The sequence below is a fragment of the Ralstonia sp. VS2407 genome (genome assembly GCF_052950655.1).
Genome location: NZ_JBRFVG010000002.1, coordinates 132,370 through 151,231 on the forward strand (window position 1 = coordinate 132,370; position 18,862 = coordinate 151,231).

At 64.8% G+C, this 18,862-nt stretch carries 15 protein-coding genes and 1 riboswitch; of the genes, 7 read left to right on the plus strand and 8 right to left on the minus strand.

Annotation, left to right across the window (positions count from 1 at the left end):
* Positions 1-38: 38 nt before the first annotated feature.
* A complete protein-coding gene (locus ACU8YE_RS03825; protein ID WP_316879412.1) occupies positions 39-1,424 on the minus strand; it encodes an MdtA/MuxA family multidrug efflux RND transporter periplasmic adaptor subunit in 1,386 nt (461 codons plus the stop codon).
* Between the two features lie 253 nt (positions 1,425-1,677).
* On the opposite strand from ACU8YE_RS03825, the gene ACU8YE_RS03830 reads away from it, so the two are divergent.
* The 3 genes from ACU8YE_RS03830 to ACU8YE_RS03840 all read left to right on the plus strand — a co-directional run bounded on the left by ACU8YE_RS03830 (position 1,678) and on the right by ACU8YE_RS03840 (position 4,233).
* Positions 1,678-2,409 (plus strand): response regulator, encoded by a 732-nt coding sequence (locus ACU8YE_RS03830; protein WP_232039789.1) that lies wholly within the window; start codon positions 1,678-1,680, stop codon positions 2,407-2,409.
* Positions 2,393-3,679, plus strand: coding sequence for an ATP-binding protein (locus tag ACU8YE_RS03835; RefSeq protein WP_446928130.1), 1,287 nt, complete (start codon positions 2,393-2,395; stop codon positions 3,677-3,679). The genes ACU8YE_RS03830 and ACU8YE_RS03835 overlap by 17 nt, the downstream gene beginning before the upstream one ends.
* Positions 3,680-3,798: 119 nt before the next feature.
* Positions 3,799-4,233, plus strand: coding sequence for a putative hemolysin (locus ACU8YE_RS03840; protein ID WP_446928131.1), 435 nt, complete (start codon positions 3,799-3,801; stop codon positions 4,231-4,233).
* Positions 4,234-4,318: 85 nt separating this feature from the next.
* Here the strand turns inward: ACU8YE_RS03840 and ACU8YE_RS03845 are convergent, their stop codons facing one another.
* Positions 4,319-6,013 carry a phospholipid carrier-dependent glycosyltransferase gene (locus tag ACU8YE_RS03845; protein ID WP_446928132.1) on the minus strand — a complete coding sequence of 565 codons (1,695 nt, stop codon included), beginning with the start codon at positions 6,011-6,013 and terminating at the stop codon, positions 4,319-4,321.
* A 350-nt stretch (positions 6,014-6,363) separates the two neighbouring features.
* On the opposite strand from ACU8YE_RS03845, the gene ACU8YE_RS03850 reads away from it, so the two are divergent.
* The gene (locus ACU8YE_RS03850) at positions 6,364-7,596 is read left to right on the plus strand and encodes a Zn-dependent hydrolase (protein ID WP_446928133.1); all 1,233 of its coding nucleotides are present in this window, start codon (positions 6,364-6,366) and stop codon (positions 7,594-7,596) included.
* 91 nt (positions 7,597-7,687) lie between these two features.
* Positions 7,688-7,844, plus strand: a riboswitch (FMN riboswitch).
* Between the two features lie 126 nt (positions 7,845-7,970).
* Positions 7,971-8,696 (plus strand): 3,4-dihydroxy-2-butanone-4-phosphate synthase, encoded by a 726-nt coding sequence (ribB, locus tag ACU8YE_RS03855; RefSeq protein WP_446928134.1) that lies wholly within the window; start codon positions 7,971-7,973, stop codon positions 8,694-8,696.
* Between the two features lie 33 nt (positions 8,697-8,729).
* On the opposite strand, the gene ACU8YE_RS03860 is transcribed toward ribB, so the two are convergent.
* From ACU8YE_RS03860 to ACU8YE_RS03880, 5 genes are all read right to left on the minus strand, one after another.
* Positions 8,730-9,356 carry a bifunctional 4-hydroxy-2-oxoglutarate aldolase/2-dehydro-3-deoxy-phosphogluconate aldolase gene (locus tag ACU8YE_RS03860; protein ID WP_232039783.1) on the minus strand — a complete coding sequence of 209 codons (627 nt, stop codon included), beginning with the start codon at positions 9,354-9,356 and terminating at the stop codon, positions 8,730-8,732.
* 34 nt (positions 9,357-9,390) lie between these two features.
* On the minus strand, positions 9,391-10,743 hold the full coding sequence (locus tag ACU8YE_RS03865; RefSeq protein WP_232039782.1) for a GntT/GntP/DsdX family permease: 1,353 nt from the start codon (positions 10,741-10,743) through the stop codon (positions 9,391-9,393).
* An 82-nt stretch (positions 10,744-10,825) separates the two neighbouring features.
* Positions 10,826-11,212: a RidA family protein gene (locus ACU8YE_RS03870; protein WP_009240594.1), complete on the minus strand. Its 387-nt coding sequence runs from the start codon at positions 11,210-11,212 to the stop codon at positions 10,826-10,828.
* Positions 11,213-11,254: 42 nt separating this feature from the next.
* Positions 11,255-12,739 (minus strand): D-aminoacylase, encoded by a 1,485-nt coding sequence (locus ACU8YE_RS03875; protein ID WP_446928135.1) that lies wholly within the window; start codon positions 12,737-12,739, stop codon positions 11,255-11,257.
* A 13-nt stretch (positions 12,740-12,752) separates the two neighbouring features.
* Positions 12,753-13,622 (minus strand): MurR/RpiR family transcriptional regulator, encoded by an 870-nt coding sequence (locus ACU8YE_RS03880; RefSeq protein ID WP_024542574.1) that lies wholly within the window; start codon positions 13,620-13,622, stop codon positions 12,753-12,755.
* 162 nt (positions 13,623-13,784) lie between these two features.
* On the opposite strand from ACU8YE_RS03880, the gene ACU8YE_RS03885 reads away from it, so the two are divergent.
* Together ACU8YE_RS03885 and ACU8YE_RS03890 are read left to right on the plus strand one after the other, a co-directional pair.
* On the plus strand, positions 13,785-15,062 hold the full coding sequence (locus tag ACU8YE_RS03885) for an amino acid deaminase (RefSeq protein ID WP_446928136.1): 1,278 nt from the start codon (positions 13,785-13,787) through the stop codon (positions 15,060-15,062).
* 11 nt (positions 15,063-15,073) lie between these two features.
* A complete protein-coding gene (locus tag ACU8YE_RS03890) occupies positions 15,074-16,000 on the plus strand; it encodes a sugar kinase (protein ID WP_446928137.1) in 927 nt (308 codons plus the stop codon).
* Positions 16,001-16,327: 327 nt separating this feature from the next.
* Here ACU8YE_RS03890 and ACU8YE_RS03895 read toward each other — a convergent pair whose 3' ends face one another.
* Positions 16,328-18,757: a penicillin acylase family protein gene (locus ACU8YE_RS03895; protein ID WP_446928138.1), complete on the minus strand. Its 2,430-nt coding sequence runs from the start codon at positions 18,755-18,757 to the stop codon at positions 16,328-16,330.
* Between the last annotated feature and the right edge of the window lie 105 nt (positions 18,758-18,862).

An 18,862-nucleotide genomic window follows, 5' to 3' on the forward strand; every position in this document is an offset into this window, starting at 1 on the left:
CTTCGTCAGGCGCGTGCACGCAATGCACGACTCAGGGCTTACGGCTTGGCAGCCGGCGCACTTGCGGCGGGTGCCGAAGCGCCACCCTGGCCACGGCGATGACGCCCGCCCTGATGGGGTTGGCCGGCGGCAGGAGCGCTTGCGGCTGCGCCCGGCTGGATCACCTCGACCGGCGAACCGTCGCGCAGCTTGTCGGCGCCGTCGATCACCACGCGCTCGCCCGGCTGCAGGCCTTGCGCTACCGACACGCGTTCCCCTTCGGTCACGCCCAGCTTGACCACGCGCAGCGCCACCTTGTTGTCGTCGCCCACCACGTAGACGAAGGTGCCCTGCGTGCCGCGCTGGATAGCGGCGCCCGGCACGATCACCACGTCGCGCAGCGTATCCACCCGCATGCGCACGTTCACGAACTGGTTCGGGAACAGCATGGCGTTCTGGTTCGGAAACTGCGCACGCAGCTTCACCGTACCGGTGGTGTTGTCGATGGTGTTATCTACCGTCATGAGCACGCCGCGCGCGAGCTGCGTGGTCTGGCCGCGGTCCCAGGCTTCCACCTGCAGCTTGTCGCCGGACTGCAGGCGCGGCATGACCTTGGGCAGGTTGTCTTCAGGAATGGAATAGATGACGGTGATCGGGTCGATCTGCGTGATGACCACGATGCCGTTGGTGTCCGACGCATGAATGATGTTGCCTGGATCGACTTGGCGCAGGCCAACCCGGCCAGACACCGGCGCGGTGATGCGCGTGTAGGAAAGCTGCACGCGGGCGTTGTCGACGTTGCCCTGATCCAGCTTGACCGTGCCGTCGTACTGACGCACCAGCGCTGCCTGCGTATCCACCTGCTGCTTGGAGATCGAATCCTGCGAGAGCAGCGTCTGGTAGCGCTGCAGGTCGAGTTTCGCGTTTTGCAGCAACGCCTGATCGCGCGCAAGCTGACCTTCCGCCTGGGCGAGCTGCGCCTGATAGGTGCGCGGGTCGACCTCGGCCAGCAGGTCTCCAGCCTTGACGGTCTGTCCTTCCGTAAACGCCAGGCGCACGAGCTGGCCGTCCACGCGCGTCTTGACCGTCACGTTGTTGACCGGCGTGACATTGCCCAGCGCCGACAGGACCACGTTGATGTCGCCCTTGACGGCCGTGCCGACCATCACGGGCATCGGCTTGCCGGCCATGGCCGCGCCGCGTCCACCGGGGCCACCTCGCCCACCGGGGCCGCCCGCGTTGCGGTACTTCGCGTGATAGACCGCATAGCCGATCAACACCAGGATGATGATCACCACCCAGATGCCCCAGCGGCGGCGCTTGCCACCTTCGCGCGGGGGCGGCAGCAGCGTCGAAGACACCTCGTTGGGCGTCTCTGTCCCCTCGTGCGTACGGCGGCCGGCGTCGTCAAACTGGCCGGGCTTCTGGTCCTTGGGATCGGACATGTTGGCGTTCCTGTTCTTAGCAATATGGGGACGAGCGCACATGATAGCTGGCGCCCGTGCCAGTCAAACCGCAGCTTAAAGGCAACGTCTTTGCGAAGAATGAGTCGCGCAGCGGGTTCTATTACGGCAGATTACAAACCCATCGCGGTGTTACCGGGCGAAACAATATGGTGAAAGTGCGCGCGATTCGTGGTGGCCACAATCGCTATCATGAGCACACCTTCCTGCGTCTACCAGACACTCCACCAGACAGATGAGCGGCACCAAGATCCTGGTCGTCGATGACGACGTCGAACTGCGCGACCTTCTGCGCGAATACCTGACCCAGCAGGGTTTTGCCGTTTCCGTGCTGCACGACGGCGATGGGCTGGGCGCCCGGCTCGAACGGGAGCGCCCGGCCCTTGTCGTGCTCGACCTGATGATGCCCAAGGTGGATGGCCTGTCCGCCCTGCGCGACCTGCGCGCTCGCAATGACGACGTGCCTGTCATCCTGCTCACCGCCCGCAGCGATGAGATCGATCGCATCATCGGCCTGGAAATCGGCGCCGACGACTATCTCGGCAAGCCGTTCTCGCCGCGCGAGCTGCTCGCCCGTATCAACGCGGTGCTGCGCCGGCGCCTTTCCGTGCCGGCCTCCGCACCGGAAGACCGCGACAGCTTCAGCTTCGGCCCGTTCAAGCTCAACTTCCGCATGCGCACGCTGTTTCGCGGCGACACCGCACTGTCGATCAGCGATACCGAATTCGCGCTGCTCAAGCTGCTGATCGGGCATGCGATGCAGGTGCTCACGCGCGAGCACATCGTCGAGCTGATGTACGGACCGGGCAGCGGTGTGTCCGATCGGGGCATCGACGTACAGATCTGGCGCCTGCGTCGCGTGCTGGAAGAAGACGCCCAGCGCCCGCGATACATCCAGACCGTGCGCGGCCGCGGCTACACCTTTGTGCCGGACGAGCGGGAAGAGGCCAATGAAGTTCAAGGCTAGATTCGACACGCTGTTCGGCCGGCTGGCGGTGCTGATCGTGGTGGTGCTTGTGCTGAGCCACTTCTCGTGGCTGGGCGTGCTGCGCGCCGAGCGCCGCGAGCGACAGTTCCAGGCTTCGGTAGATCAGATGGCGTTCCAGTTGCAGGCCTTCCAGGCAGCGATGGACGGCCATCTGCATGTGAAGCTGCCCGATCTCGTGACCGAAACCGATGAGCCGCCCTCGGGCGACGCGTCTGCGGCATCGGACAAGTCTGCGGAGTTGGTGCGACAACTGGCGCGCCGTTTGCCATCCGACACACAGTTGCGGCTCGAAGCAGGCCCCACGCCACGCGTGTTCGTGCGTTTTTCGCAGCGCAACAAGTGGATTGCCATGCCCCTGGTGTGGGTGCATGCGCCGCCCACTATCTCGGCTGTGGTGCCGGGCGTGATGGTGGTGCTGGCGATTGCCATCGCGTTCTCGCTGTTTGCGGCGTGGCAGATCCAGCGCCCCGTGCGCGAGCTGGCCGATGCTGCGGGTGCGCTGGCCCGGCGCCGCTACGTGGCACCGCTCAAGGAGCGCGGCCCGTACGAACTCCGCCAGTTGACCGACCAGTTCAACCATATGGCTGCTGACCTGTCGGCTGCCGACGAAGAGCGCAACACCATGCTGGCCGGCATTGCGCACGACCTGAAGACGCCGCTGTCGCGCCTGCGCCTGCGTGCCGAAATGCTGGCTGACCAGAAAGCCGGCGCCGGTATCGAACGCGATGTCGAATCCATGTCGGCCATCGTCGAGCAGTTCCTCGCCTATGCGCAGAGCGGCGACAGCGAGGCGCGCGAGGTGTCGGTCGACCGCCATCTGCGCGGCCTGGTGCAGCCCTTTGCCGAGCAGGGCAAACATGTCGCGCTCGATCTGCATGCTGGGGATCGCTTCCGCCTCAAGCCGACGCATCTTGAGCGCATCGTCGTCAATCTGCTCGACAACGCGTTTGCGTATGGCGCCGAGCCGGTCAACGTGCGCACCGCGGCGGACGAAACCGGCTATACGCTGACGGTGGAAGACCACGGTGCTGGCATCCCCGCTGCCGACTTTGACCGCGTCATGCGGCCTTTTGTGCGCCTGGATCCGGCGCGCGGCGGCAATGCGCATTGCGGGCTGGGGCTGGCAATCGTCGATCGGCTGGTGCGCCACCTGGGCGGGGATCTCGCGGTCGGCCCGTCGGCCGCGGACGCGCCGTCGCCGGGGTTTCGCGTCACCATGCGGTTTCCGGCCTCAACAGCGGCGGCTTGATCGCCCGATCGCCCGACTGATTGCCCGACTGACACACGGGCAAGCGATTGCGTGAGCTATCCTAGGCGAGGCAAGCACGCTTGTTGCGTGCGTTCACCAGAACTCCGGGAGGAAAACGCATGAATCGCGCTGTCTGTCTCGTCAAGGATGCCGGCCAAGCCCGCATAACCGCCGCCGTTGCCGCGTGTGTGCTGGCGATGGGCCTGGCGGCCTGCTCGTCGCCGATGCCTCCGTGGCAGCCGCCGCGCATGACCATCCAGCCTGCGCCACCGCCCGCACCCGCACCCGCACCCGTTACGACGCTGCCGCCTTCACCGGCCGTGCAGCCGGTACCGGCGCAACCGCCGGCTGACGCGTCACCGCCCGCCGCGGACACCGAACCCCCGCGCGCAACGCCGGGCATGGCGAATCCAGCATCCACGTATTGTCTGCAGCGCGGCGGTCAACTTGAGTTTTCCACGCGTGCCAACGGGGCTGACGTGGGAACCTGCGTCAGCCCAGGCGGAGATGAATGCGAGGAATGGGCGTTCCTGCGCGGCAGTTGCACGTGGTAAGTGGCGGCAGTTGCCGCAGGCAATAAAAAGGGCCGCTGATGTTGCGGCCCTTTCGTTTGGAGGGTGCGATTGTTTGGAGATGCGTCTACCGCCGCGCCACCACAACCTTGTCGGCAGATTCGGCCACCAGGCGCATCGGCACGCCGGCGTCATGCAATTTCTGCCATGTCGTGCGACGCATGAATGCGTAGGCAGGAGGGCCATCGGTCCAACGCTTGATCCATTCGTCCGTGGTGGCAATGACCTTGCTCGGCTCCAAGCCGGCGCCCATCTCCAATTCGTCAAAGCCCGAGACCAGCGTCATCGGTCGACCTAGGTAGTAGATGGCCGTCTGATCTAGCCACTCGACCGAGTAGAAAGGGGTTTCGTCGGGAATCGGGCCCGTTGCGTTCAAGGTTTTTTCAATGACGTCGCGGGCGGACAGTGCATCGCGGAAGATCTCGCTGGCGTTGAGCACGCGGTCCCAGCAGAGCAGGGCCGAGATCGACAGCACGATCACGGCCACGGTGCGCTTCTGCCAGCGCAGCGCCATGAGAGCGGCCAGCGTACCGACGGCCAGCATGACCATCACCTCGCGCAACGCAGGCATGGCCACCGCAACCTGCTGGGCGGGCATTTTCGCGCCGGCCTTGGCGCCGATCATTGGCACCGCAAACCACAGGCCGACGGCGATCAGCAGATTGACGCCCAGCGACCACGCAACAGCGCGCGTGGGCATCTTCTCCAGCGCCAGGGCCAGCACAATCGCCAGTGCGGGGAAGGCCGGCACGATGTAGCCCGGCAGCTTCGAGTTGGATATCGAGAAGAACAGGAAAATCATTCCCGCCCACGCAATCGACCAGCGCATCAGGTCAAATTGTCGCGTGCCGACGAACAGATCCGCCGCGCGCCCCATGCGCCGGCCGATGGCCGCAAACAGCAGCGGCGTCCACGGCAGCAGCCCAGCCAGGCCCACCGCTATGAAGTACCACCACTTGCCGCTGCGATGGTGCTCGTTGGTCAGGAAGCGCTCGAAATGCTCGTGGATGAAGAAGAAGTGGAAGAACTCCGGGTTGCGCTCCTGCACGACGACGAACCACGGCACCGTGGCGATCAGGTACAGCGCAAGGCCGGGTAGCCAATGCATTCGGCGGATCAGTGCCCAGTCGCGCGTCATCAGCAGGTAGGCCACGCCGATCAAGCCCGGGACGACCAGCCCGATCAGGCCCTTGGTGAGTGTCGCGCCTGCCAGCGCCAGCCAGACCACCAGCATCCACGCGAGCTGCCCGCGACGCGATGCACCGGGCCGCTGCGCCAGCGCAAAGCCGCACGCACCGACCGTCAGGAAAAAACCCACGCCCATGTCGAGGGTGATGACCTGTCCGAACAGCAGATACAACAGAGACGAGGCGAGAATCGCCGCGCCCGTTGCCGCCGTGCGCCCGCCGCGATAGGCCGCCAGCGTCCAGGCCGTCATCAGGATCCCACCCAGGCCGAACAGCACTGGCCACAGGCGCGCGCCCCAGGCATTGACGCCGAACGCCTGGAACGTGGCGGCCGTCGTCCAGTACTGCAGGGGCGGCTTCTCGAAATATTTGAGATCGTTCAGGCGGGGCGTCACCCAGTCACCGGAAGCCACCATCTCGCGCGGGATCTCCGCATAGCGCCCTTCATCTGGCCGGAAGAGGGTGGATCGCTGGAACAGGTCGTCCGTCCACAGCGCGAGGAATACGGCGACGAGCGCGACGACAAGCAACGCCATCCATGGCGAGCGGCGGGAGGAGACTGGGCGGGATTCCATGCGGGGGGCGATAGCAAGCACGGTCGGAAAGGCTTGGATTCTAGTCGATGCAGGGTTAGCGGATCGTCAGCCTGGCTAAATGTCTTGCCCTGGCCTCTCGCATGCATGGATAAAGCCCCGGTCGACGCCTACCTCCACGAGTGCCTCGGCCGGAATCCGCGACGCACACTTTTCGCCGTTGGCCTTCAGCGCCTGTCTCCGTAGCGACGGAATGCACGCTTTACGCCAGCAGTATTTGCCTGACTTATAGGCCGAATAAACATTCGCAATTTGACGCGCATTTTGCGATTGCCAGATAAAGACGGCTGAATGCGCCGAGCCGGTCGGCGTGCGTGCAAAGGAATGGAGACATGTTGAAGGTCAACGGGGCGCGGCTGTGGTCGAGCCTGATGGAAATGGCGGCGGTCGGTGCCACGCCAAAAGGCGGTGTGCGGCGCTTGGCGCTCACGGAAGAAGACGTGGCCGGCCGCGCGTTGTTCGCGCGCTGGTGCGAAGACGCGGGCATGACGCTCAGCACCGACCGCGTCGGCAATCTGTTTGCGCGCCGCGCGGGCAAATCGGCGCAAGCCCGCCCCGTGGCGAGCGGCAGCCATCTCGACACGCAGCCCGAAGGCGGGCGCTTCGATGGTGTCTACGGTGTGCTGGCCGCGCTGGAAGTCGTGCGCACGCTCAACGACGCGGGCATCGAAACCGATAAGCCCATCGAGATTGTTGTGTGGACCAACGAAGAGGGGGCACGCTTCACGCCCGCCATGTTGGGTTCTGCTGCATTTGCGGGCGTGATGCCGCTGGAACAGGCACTGGCCTCGCGCGATGGGCAAGGCGTTTCTGTGGCCGATGCGCTGGTGGCGAGCGGCTACGCAGGCGAACGCGCCATCCCCGGTACGCCGTTCGATGCGTATTTCGAGGCGCATATCGAGCAAGGGCCGATCCTGGAAGAGAACGGCGTGCCGATTGGCGTCGTCACGGGTGGGCAGGCGATCCGTTGGCTTGATGTGCGCGTGCAGGGCCAGGCGGCGCATGCGGGCACCACGCCAATGCGCTTCCGGCGCGATGCGATGTTCGCGGCAGCGGAGATGGCCGCGTCGCTGGAAACGCTGGTCGAGATGTTTGCCCCGCACGGTTTGGTGACCATTGGCGAACTCGGCATCCGCAATGCTTCGCGCAACACCATCGCCGCCGATCTGACTTTCACGGTGGACTTGCGCCACCACGAAGACGCGCGCATCGCCGAGATGGAGTCGACGCTGCGGGAGCGCTTTGCCGACATTGCCGAGCGCCGTGGCCTAACCGTGCAGATCGACCAGCATTGGGGCAGCCCGGCCACGCCGTTCGACCCCGTTTGCGTGAAGGCGGTGGCCGATGCGGTGGAAGCCCTCGACTACCGGCATCAGCGCATCGTGAGCGGCGCGGGGCACGACGCCATCCACATCGCCAAGCATTGCCCGACGGCGATGATCTTCATCCCGTGCGTCAACGGTCTGAGCCACAACGAAGCCGAAGATGCGTTGCCCGAAGATGTGACGCGCGGCGCCGATGTGCTGCTGCACGCCATGTTGGCTCGGGCACAGAGAGCGAGCTAGCGAGATAGCGCTTTGCCCGACCCGTCAGTAGGGTCGAATCGTTGCAACCTGTTGCGGTAGCATTGCGCTTGCCGGCGATCCTGCCGGTTCAGTACGTCTTCAGGGCGGGGTGGAATTCCCCACCGGCGGTATGCGGACACATGTGTCCGTGAGCCCGCGAGCGCCTTCCATGCGCCTGCATGGGAGGGTCAGCAGATCCGGTGAGATGCCGGGGCCGACGGTCAGAGTCCGGATGGAAGAAGATGTGCGGAACAACACGCCCGTGCTACAGGCGCGCGCCTGGCCTTGTGCCGGGCTGCGCCGCTGTATGGCTCGCGCGTGTTTGTCTGCTTGCCCTGGAACGTCTTGTCGCCAATCTTGCGAGGAGCGTTTCCATGTTGTCCACTCAGCAATCCCCTGCGGTTCACCCGCCCGCATTGCCTGTCAGCAATGTGATTCTTGATGCCTTCGACGCCCGCTTCGACCCGGCCGACATGCCTGCGCGCATGGCCGCCGCCCTCGATGCCGTGCGCCTCGGCGTGCCCGTTGTCGTGCTCGACGATGCCGATCGCGAGAACGAGGCCGACCTCATCGTCGCTGCCGACAAGCTCACGCAGGCCAGCATGGCCATGCTGATTCGCGAGTGCAGCGGCATCGTCTGCCTGTGCCTGACGGCAGAGAAGAGCGCATCGCTCGGCTTGCGCCCGATGGTGGAAGACAACCGCAGCCAATACGGCACGGCGTTCACGGTGTCGATCGAGGCACGCACAGGCGTGAGCACCGGCGTATCGGCGGCGGATCGCATCACGACCATCCGCGCGGCCATCGCGGCAGATGCCGATACGCAATCGGTCGTCAGCCCGGGGCACGTGTTTCCGCTGGTGGCAAGGGAGGGCGGGGTGCTGGCGCGGCGTGGCCATACCGAAGGCTCGGTCGACCTGGCACGCTTGGCAGGCTTGCCGCCGGCCGCCGTGCTGTGCGAATTGATGCTGCCCGACGGCACCATGGCGCGCCGTGACGACGCGGTGCGCTTCGCCGATCAGCACAACCTGCCGGTGCTGACCATTGAAGACATCGTTCAATATCGGGAGCAGATGGACCGCGCGGTCAGCTTCGTCTAAAGCCAAAGCCGGCCGCGCGAGAGGTGACGTTGATTACCGCTTGAGCGCGGCCGCTTCCTTGGCGAGTGCCGTGATGCCTGCCCAGTCGCCGGCCGCGACCTTGTCCTTGGGCACCATCCACGAGCCGCCGACACACACCACGTTGGGCAGGGCGAGGTACTCGGGCGCGCTTTGCGGTGTGATGCCGCCGGTCGGGCAGAAACGCACATCGCCAAACGGCCCGTAAATCGACTTGAGCATCGGGATGCCGCCAGCCGCTTCGGCCGGGAAGAACTTCAGCGTGGTCAGGCCGAACTCCAGCGCAGTGATCAGTTCTGAGGGCGTGATGATGCCCGGTAGCCAGTCCAGTCCCGACTCTGCCTGCGCCAGCGCGAGTGCCGTCGTGATGCCGGGCGACACGGCAAACACGGCTCCGGCATCGCGCGCCTGCACAAAGTGCTCCGGCCGCGTGAGCGTGCCGGCGCCGACGATGGCATCGCTGCCCAGGTCCTTCACCACCGCACGGATCACATCCAGCGCTACCGGCGTGCGCATCGTGATCTCGAACGTGCGGATACCGCCCTCGTACAGCGCGCGGCACACCTTGACGCCTTCATCGACAGATTGGAACTGCAGCACCGGGATGACCGGGCCGGCCTTGACGACGGAATCGATACCCACAACGTTCTCCTAGATCAACTTCAACGGAACAAGCTTAAACGACGGTCGCCAGCGCAAGCGTGAGCAGCAGCGCGACGATCGAGATGATGGTTTCCAGTACCGTCCACGTCTTGAAAGTCTGCGGCACGGTCAGGTTGAAATACTCCTTCACCAGCCAGAAGCCGCCGTCGTTCACGTGCGACAGGATCAGCGACCCGGCGCCGGTGGCCAGCACCATCAGCTCCGGCTTGACGGCGGCGCCCGAGGCTGCGGCGATCGGGGCGACGATGCCACAGGCGGTCGTCATGGCAACGGTGGCCGAACCCGTGGCAATACGGATCAGCACAGCCACCACCCAACCGAGCAGCAACGGCGACAGATGGGCATCGGTGGCGACAGCCACGATGGCCTTCGACACGCCCGAGTCACGCAGGATCTGACCGAAGCCGCCGCCTGCGCCCACCACCAGCGTGATCGTGGCGATCGGTGCCAGACACTCGTTGGTGAACTTGAGGATGGTCTCGCGGTTGAAGCCCCGTGCCTTGCCGAACGTGTAGAAGCTGACGATAGCGGCAATCAGCAGGGCCATCACGGAGTTGCCGGCCAGCTTGAGGATGTCGTTCGCCAGCGTCTTGGGCGCGGCGATCAGGTCGGCCCAACTGCCGATCAGCATCAGCACCACCGGCAGCAGGATCGTGAACAGCGTCACGCCAAAGCCCGGCAGTTCGCGCTTCTGGTCGGATTCAACAAATTGTGCGGCCAGCGGGTTGTTCTCGTCCGGCTTGACGTAGCGCGAGACCAGCATCGCCCAAAGCGGACCGGCCAGGATGGCGGTCGGCAGACCGACGATCAGCGCATACATGATGGTCTTGCCGATGTCCGCCTGATAAGCCGTCACCGCCAGCAGCGCGGCCGGGTGCGGGGGGATCAGACCGTGCACCACCGACAGGCCGGCCACCATCGGCAGGCCGACCATCAGGATCGGCGTGCCCGTGCGCTTGGCCACGTTGAAGGCAATCGGGATCAGCAGCACGAAACCGACTTCAAAGAACACCGGCAGGCCGATGATGAACGCGACGACCATCATGGCCCAGTGCGCGTTCTTCTCGCCAAAGGCACTGATGAGCGTTTTGGCGATGCGCTCGGCGCCACCGGATTCCGCCATCATCTTGCCGAGCATCGTTCCGAGGCCCACCACCAGCGCAATGTGGCCGAGCGTGCCGCCCACGCCGGTTTCGAACGCCTTGACGATATTGCCCATCGGCATGCCGACCACCACGCCCAGCGCGAGCGAGACGACGATCAGCGTGACGAACGGGTTCAGTTTCTGGACAGCAATCAGGTAGATCAGCGCCACCACCGCCAGCGCGGCGGTCAGCAATAGCGAGTTGCCTTGCATCGGGACCATCGGGTTTCCTCCTCGGGAATATTCACGGCTCTTGTTTTGATGGGTGCCCCGTCGTGCAGGGCGCCCCTTTCTGGACTACGGATTACGGCTTCTTGTACGCCACGCAATCGACTTCGACCTTGCAGTCGATGACCATGCTCGACACCACGCACGCCCGCGCGGGCGGGTTGGCGCCGAAGTACTCCTTGAATACCTTGTTGAACGACTGGAAATCACGCGGATCATCCAGCCACACGCCGCAGCGCACGACGTGCTCGGGGCCGTAGCCCGCTTCAGCCAGGATGGCCAGCACGTTCTTGATGGTCTGGTGCGATTGCTCGACGATGCCGTTGCCGACAACCTCGCCGTTCACCATGGGCGTCTGGCCCGAAACGAACAGCCAGCCGTCTGCGCCGGCCGCGCGGGCAAAGGGCAGGTGCTGGCCACCGGTGCCGGTGCCGCCTTCAACGCCAATTCGGGTAATCGTCATCGCTACGTTCCTTCTTTCAAAACTCTCAAACAAACTCGGATTTCAGTGGACTTCCGGGGCTGCAACTGCCTGCGCACGCGGCCCGCGCCTAAGGAAGCGCCCGGCACGATGCGGCTGCACGGCGCCATCCTGATACGACAGATGGCCGTTGACCCACACTGCCGCAATACCCGCCGCGGGTTGCTGCGGATCCGTAAATGTGGCGACATCGCGTACCGTTTCGGGGTCGAACAAAACGAGATCAGCCCAGTAGCCCTCGCGTACCAGGCCGCGTTCGGTCAGGCCGAAGCGCTCGGCGGACTGGCCTGTCATCTTGCGGATGGCGGCCGAAAGCGAGAGCAGCTTGCGCTCGCGGCTGTAGTAGCCGAGCACGCGCGGGAAGGCGCCCCACAGACGCGGATGTGGCTTCGGATCGTTCGGCAGGCCGTCTGAGCCAATCACCGTGGCGGGGTGCGTGATGATGCGGTCTAGATCCTGCGCCGACATGTTGTGGTACACGGCGCCGGCCGGCTGCAGGCGGCGCGCGGCGTCCATCAGGTCGGTGCCCCACGCGGCGGCAATCTCCTTGAGCGTCTGTCCGGCCATGCCCGGCTCCGGCTCCGACCACGTGATGAAGATGTCGAACTCATCCGTCACCTGCTTCAAGTCCAGCGTGGACGAGCTTGCGGTGTACGGATAGCAGTCGCACCCTACGGGCTGATAGCGCTGCGCCCCTTCGATGGATTCCAGCACCTCGCCCGCGCGTCCCCAGTTGGCCGCGCCCGCGCACTTCAGGTGCGAGATCACGATCGGCACGCGCGCATGTTTGCCGACACGGTACGCCTCGTCCATTGCATCGAGAATCGCGGCAAATTCGGTACGCAGATGCGTTGTGTAGATGGCGCCGGCCTCGGCCAGCGGCTCGGCCAGGCCCATCACTTCTTCGGTAGTGGAAGCAAAGGCGTTGGCGTAGGCCAGGCCGGTCGACAGGCCCAGTGCGCCGTGATCGAGTGCCTCGCGCAACTGTGCGCGCATGCCTTCGACTTCATCGGCAGTGGCAGGGCGGTCGAGGCGGTCCAGGTGATTGTTGCGCAGCGCAGTGTGGCCGATCAGCGCGGCCACGTTCACGGCCGGGTGTGCGCGCTCCACGGCTTCCACGTACGCCGAGAAGGTCGGGTACGCAAATGCGCTGGCGGGCCCCAGCAGGTTCATCGGGTCGGGCGGTTCACCCTTGAGCGTGGCCGGCGACGCGCTGATGCCGCAGTTGCCCACGATGACGGTCGTAATGCCCTGCGACACCTTGCACAGCATGTCGGGCGTGCGGATCACGTTGGTGTCGTCGTGCGTGTGCACGTCGATGAAGCCGGGGGCAAGGACGCGGCCCTCGCCGGCGATTTCCTCGTCCCCCAGCCAGGCGGTGGAGTCCGATGTGGCGATGGCGGCGATGCGACCGTCGGTGATGGCCACGTCGAACAGCGTGGCCTCGGGTTCGTGGCCGCTGCCGTCCACAATGCGGACCTGACGGATGACGGTGTCGTACTGCTGCATGTGCTGCTCCTGCTCAATCTCCGAGCGGCTGGCGATTGCCGCCGCCGCGATGCGCATCGAGCACGTACTTGATGCGCCGTAAGAGCTCCTTGCTGCGATCGGCCTGCTGCAATGCGACCTCGGTGGCCAGCAGGTCAATCATCATCATCATGGCGTAGCGCGATGACGACGGCTTGAAGATGAAATCGGTTTCCATGGCTTGGATCGGCAGCAAGACATCGGCCAGCGCAGCCAGCGGTGAGCCGATGGCCGTGATGGCGACGATCCGGGCGCCGTACTCGCGCGCGATGGTCACGCTGTCGATCACCTCCGGCACGTGGCCGGTCACGGAGAACACGACCACCACATCGTCCGGACTGAGCGTGGCCGCAACCATCCGCTGCAGCATCGAATCATGATAGGTGGTGACCGGCCGTCCCAAGCGGGCGAGGCGGTAGCGCATTTCGTCGGCCATGGTGGTCGAGCCGCCACCCATGCCGAATACGGCAATCATGCGCGCCGCCACCAACGCCACTGCCGCGGCGCGAAACGCCTCGGGCTGCACCAGCGCGCGGTTGGCCTCCAGCACATTGCTGATGTCGGCCAGGATGCCGTCGGCGCTCGAAGGTGGGCGGTCCGCGCCGCCATCCAGAAAGCGCTGGCCGACTGCGGCCGCCTGCGCTAGCTTGAGCTTGAGTTCACGCACGTCGCGGCAACCCATCGCCTTGGCAAAACGGGTGACGCTGGCCTCACTCACGCCGGCGCGCTCGGCGAGCGTCTGGATGCTGCCGGCGGCGGCTTCTGCAATGTCGCTCAGGACGGTCTGCGCGACCTTCTGCTCGGCGGGGCGCAGTTCAGCGGCACGCTGGGAGAGTCGGGTCACGATGTCCATCGGTTCACGCATGGGGTCGGGCTTAGGGTCGCGCATTCTGGCCCCCGGTAGTCGTCCGGATAGCGGCTTGAAGAGTGCTTTGGTACTTTGTAACAGGCTGGCCCGGAGAATAATTTCGCCGCTATCATTGTGTCAACCCGATGTTTACCCCCAAAGGAACGCGAGCCGATTCCCATGAGTGATACAAAGTACCAAGGAGATGCCAGCGCCGTCGTCAACCCGCTCGACAAGGGCTTGGGTGCGTTGGAAACCGCATGCGCGCCGGAGCAGATTGCTGCCCAGCGCTGGAATGTATTGAACGAAGACCTGAACCTGCCTGCGGCAGTGCTTTCGCAATCGCGCGTGGAGCACAACCTGGCCTGGATGCAGCGCTTCGTGAGCGAATACGGTGCCAAGCTCGCCCCGCATGGCAAGACGACGATGGCCCCGCGCCTGTTCCAGCGTCAGTTGGCAGGCGGTGCATGGGGCATCACGCTCGCAACGGCGCACCAGACACGCATTGCGTATGCCCACGGCGTGCGTCGCGTGTTGATGGCCAACCAGTTGGTCGGTAAGCGCAACATGGCCATCCTGGCCGAGCTGCTGGCTGATCCGACGTTCGAGTTCTTCTGTCTGGTGGATGCGGCGGACCAGGTCGATCAGCTTGCCGCCTTCTTCGGCAAGGCGGGGCGCCCGATCCAGGTGCTGATCGAACTGGGCGTGCAGGGCGGCCGCACCGGCGTGCGCGACGACGCGCAACTTCAAATGGTGCTCGATGCGCTCACGCGTGCCAATGGCGCCGTCAAGCTCGCGGGCGTGGAAGTCTATGAAGGCGTGATCAAGGAGGAGGCGGATATCCGCGCGTTCCTGCAGCGCGCGGTAAAGGTGATGGGTGACCTTGCAAAGGACGAGCGTCTGCAACGCACGCCTGCCGTGCTGACCGGCGCGGGATCGGCCTGGTACGACGTCGTGGCCGAAGAGTTCGCCAAGGCCAATATCGGCCAACCGCTGGATGTCGTGCTGCGCCCGGGTTGCTATCTGACGCACGACGTGGGCATCTACCGTGCGGCGCAGGCTCGTATCGACGCCAACAACCCCATCGCGCACAAGATGCGTTCGAGCCTGCTACCGGCGCTCCAGCTTTGGGCCTATGTGCAATCCGTGCCCGAGGCTGAGCGCGCCATCATTGCCATGGGCAAGCGTGATGCCGCATTCGACGCGGGCCTGCCGCTGCCGGTGCTGCATTTCCGCCCGGGCGACAAGGCGCCGTCAGCCACACCCGCGCATTGGGAAGTCACCGGCATGATGGATCAGCACGCCTACCTGAAGATCGCCCCGGGTGACGACATCAAGGTGGGCGACATGATCGCCTTCGATATCTCGCACCCGTGCCTCACGTTCGACAAGTGGCGCCAGATTTCTGTCGTTGACGACGCCTACAACGTGGTCGACGTTGTGCAGACCTACTTCTGAGCGGGGCGCCCATGGCAGACATCCTCGCCTATGGCGAAGCGCTGATCGAGTTCAACCAGGCGGATCCCGGCAGCACGTCGTGGAATTTCGGCTTCGGTGGCGACACGTCGAACTTCTGCATTGCTGCGGCACGGCAGGGCGCACGCACGGGCTACATCAGCGCGGTGGGTGCTGATCGATTCGGCCAGGCGTTGCGCGCGCTATGGCAGGACGAAGGCGTGGACCATACCTACGTGCACACTGATGCGCAGGCGCCCACAGGCCTGTACTTCGTTTCGCACGATGCGCGAGGTCACCATTTCGACTACCTGCGTGCAGGCTCTGCGGCGAGCCGTTTCCAGACGGCGCAACTGCCGCTGCAGGCCATTGCGGCGGCCAAGGCGTTTCACCTGTCGGGGATCAGCCTGGCGATCAGCGACACCGCGTGCGACGCGGGTTTGGCAGCGATGGCGCATGCGCGCGCGGCGGGTGTGCTCGTCTCGTTCGACACCAACCTGCGCTTGCGCCTTTGGCCGCTTGCGCGTGCCCGAGCCGTGATGCAGGAAGCCATGCGCACGTGCGATCTGTGCCTGCCGAGTTGGGATGACGTGACGGTGCTGCTCGATTGTCATGACCGTGACGGCATTGTCGATACGCTGCTCGGCTGGGGCGTGAAACTGGTGGCGCTCAAGATGGGCGCGGAAGGTTGCTACGTGGCCACGCCCGACGCGCGTACGCTGGTGCCGCGTCATACGGTCAATGCGATTGATGCGACCGGCGCGGGTGATTGCTTTGGCGGGTCGTTTGTGGCGCGGATTGTTGCCGGGGATTCGCCGGTAGAGGCGGCGCGGTATGCGAATGTGGCGGCTGCGATTTCGACGACGGGGTATAGCGCTGTGGCGCCGATTCCGCGGGTGGAGGTTGTGCGGGCGGTGTTGGCGTCCACGCAGACTGCCTGAATGGATGTTGTTGGTGCGCTGGTGTTTCATCCCCTGCCGGGGCCGACTCACTTTCTTTGTCTTGCCAAAGAAAGTAAGCAAAGAAAGGCGCGCCCGAGATGGCGACTCCCCCTTGAATTTATGTGACCGTGCGGGGAAGGAGGCAAACTCGCTGCGCTCAAACAGGCCTCCTTCCTTTTTCCGCCCGCTCACAGAAATTCAAGGCGCCATCTAGGGCAGGGTACGGCCACACCATCGCGGATCGCTTGCTAGCGTCGATGTTTGAGCTGTTGGAAGAAAACGCCACCGAGTATTTGCGGTGGCGTTTTCTTTTTGCGCATCGTGCGCTTACTTCCCAGGCACCAGACGCACGCGCGACTCGGTTGCCGCTTCCACCGCCTTGCGCGAATACAGCAGCGGGAAGTACTCGCCCTTGAGCCACAGCGGTGCCAGGTCGCGGTAGTGCGGGCTGTCGGGGTTGCCGGACTGGCCGGGCAGGTTGACGGCGCGCGAGTTGTCCCAGTTGCCGACGTCCACCACTGTGCGGAACGACGGGCCGTTGGTCTGCAGGAAATCGGTCGCGCGATATGTCGATTGGTTTGGCGTGTAGGGGCTGCCGCCTTCCGGCGTGGGGCCGACGTTGAGCTTGGCGCGCGTTGCCTCGTCGACGATGGCTGCGAACGGATGGGCGTTCAGGTTGTGGTGCAACTGGCCCCAGTTCCACGCTTGCGGGTTCGGGCCTTGGCGCTTGACCATATCGGTCCACGCATTCTTCAGACTGTCGAGCAGCACGGCATCGCGCTTGGCTGCGGCTTGCTGCGGGTCTTCTCCGAACTTGCGTTCGCTGCCCTGCGGATGTTCCAGCGTGTCGAGCATGACGGCGGTATCGGGCGCGGCCATCGCTTCGGCGCCGGCCTTGGAAAGCACGGCATTCTTGAACGCGCGGCCAAGGTGATGCGTGAACCAGACCTCATGCAGCGCGGCCTGCGGAGAATCCGCCAGCATGGTCGCGTTCCAGCCCTTGAACAGATTGAGCGCGGCCTGCGTGTCGGCGTCGTTGGACGATAGCGGCGCCAGCAGGGCCATCAGTCTGCGCGCCGGGATCGACACCATGTCGTTCTGCAAGCGCATCGAATCTTCGATCGACACCTTGTCCAGTTTGGCCAGCACTTCGTCAATGCGTGCGTGGCGCGAGCCGTTGGTCCACTCGAAGCCGAGTTTTCGCTCTCGGTATGGGTAATCCGGCGGCAGGTTCATCTCGTTGGAGGAGGTGAAATAGCCCGACTTCGGATTGTAGCTGCTGGGCAGTTGATCGCCGCGCCAGAAGCCGGCCCATTCGAAGCGGCCGTCGCCGGGCACGGGCAGCAGGCCGTCCCAGTTCGGGCGGATGGGGGCGAGGCCGCCCGGCACCCAGCCGATGTTGCCCTTGGTGTCGGCATAGACCTGGTTTTCGGTGGGCGCGCCCCAGTTCATCATCGACTGCTTGAACTGCGCGAAGCTGCGGGCGCGCATGTAGCCGACCGAGCCGAAATACGGCGACATGCCCGGCGACAGCCATGCCGAGCGCACCGCATACGCGCGGTGCTTCTCGGCATCGATGTAGATGACCGGGCCGTGCCGCGTGAAGGTCAGGTCGACGGGGCGGGACTCACCGCCGCGCACCTTCACGGTTTCGTGCAGCACGGTGAAGGGCTCCCAGCCGCCGTTGTAGCGGTATTCGCTGTTGTTGGCCGGATTCAACTCGTAGACGTAAAGGTCTTCCTGGTCGATGTTGAAGATGGTCAGGCCGAACGCGACGTGCCCGTTATGCCCGATCGACACGGCGGGCAGTGATGGCTCACCGGCGCCGATGATGTCCAGCGTGGGTGTGCTGACGTGGGCGATGTAGCGCAGGCTCGGTGCCGAATACGCGCGGTGCGGGTCGTTGGCCATCACGGCGCGGCCGGTGGTGGATTTGCCCGGCGCGATCACCCAGTTGTTGCTGCCCTCCATGGTCTCTTCAAGGTTGGCAGCGGCGGCCACGCGCGTGCCGTCGACGTCTACACCCTTGAGCGATTCGGGCGTGAGTTTCACGCCTTGCGTGGCCAGCGTGAAGACCTTCAGCAAGTCCTTCGGCAGGCATGGGTCGAGGCCTTCGGGCAACTGGGTTTGCCAGGCAGGCTGGAGGCCGAAGCGGATGGTGTCGTCGGCAAGGTTGGCTTTGCACGCCACGTTGGCACGAGCGACTTCCGATTGCAGATTGCGCGTCAGGCCATGGCTGCGGATGCGCACCACGTCTTCCGGCGCCCAGTGCGCGGGCGTGTAGTTCAGCTTGCGGAACTCGAACGGCATCTGCTCCGGATGCCTGGCCAGCCAGTCGACGTACGCGTTGATGCCGGCCACGAAGCGCGTGGCAATGCGCTGTGCGTCAGGGCTGTAATGATTCCATTCGACCTGCATGTCACCGCGATAGAGGAACAGCCGCGTGGCGCGATCCTGTTCCACATACGCCGGTCCGAACACTTCCGAAAGCTGCCCCAGGCCCCGGCGGCGCCACAAGTCAATCTGGAACAGGCGGTCGCGCGCCGCGTTGAAGCCTTGCGCGAAGAAGCCGTCGTCTTCGCTCTTGGCGTAGATATGTGGCACGCCCCAGCGGTCAATCAGGATGTCGGCGGGCTTTTGCAGGCCGGGTACCGCAATAGTCTGGGTGGCCGCCTTGGACGCGTCTTTGGCAACCGCCTGCGCGGAAATGCCGAGCGCAACGGCAGACAACAGCATGGGAAGCGAACGGATAAGCATGGCGATGCAGTCTCCTCTCTGAGCCCGGAATGCCAGCGCAGCCCAAATGGGCACGGAGGGTTCAGGCGTTCTTATGGATACGGCAGACAACCGCGAACGCGGCTG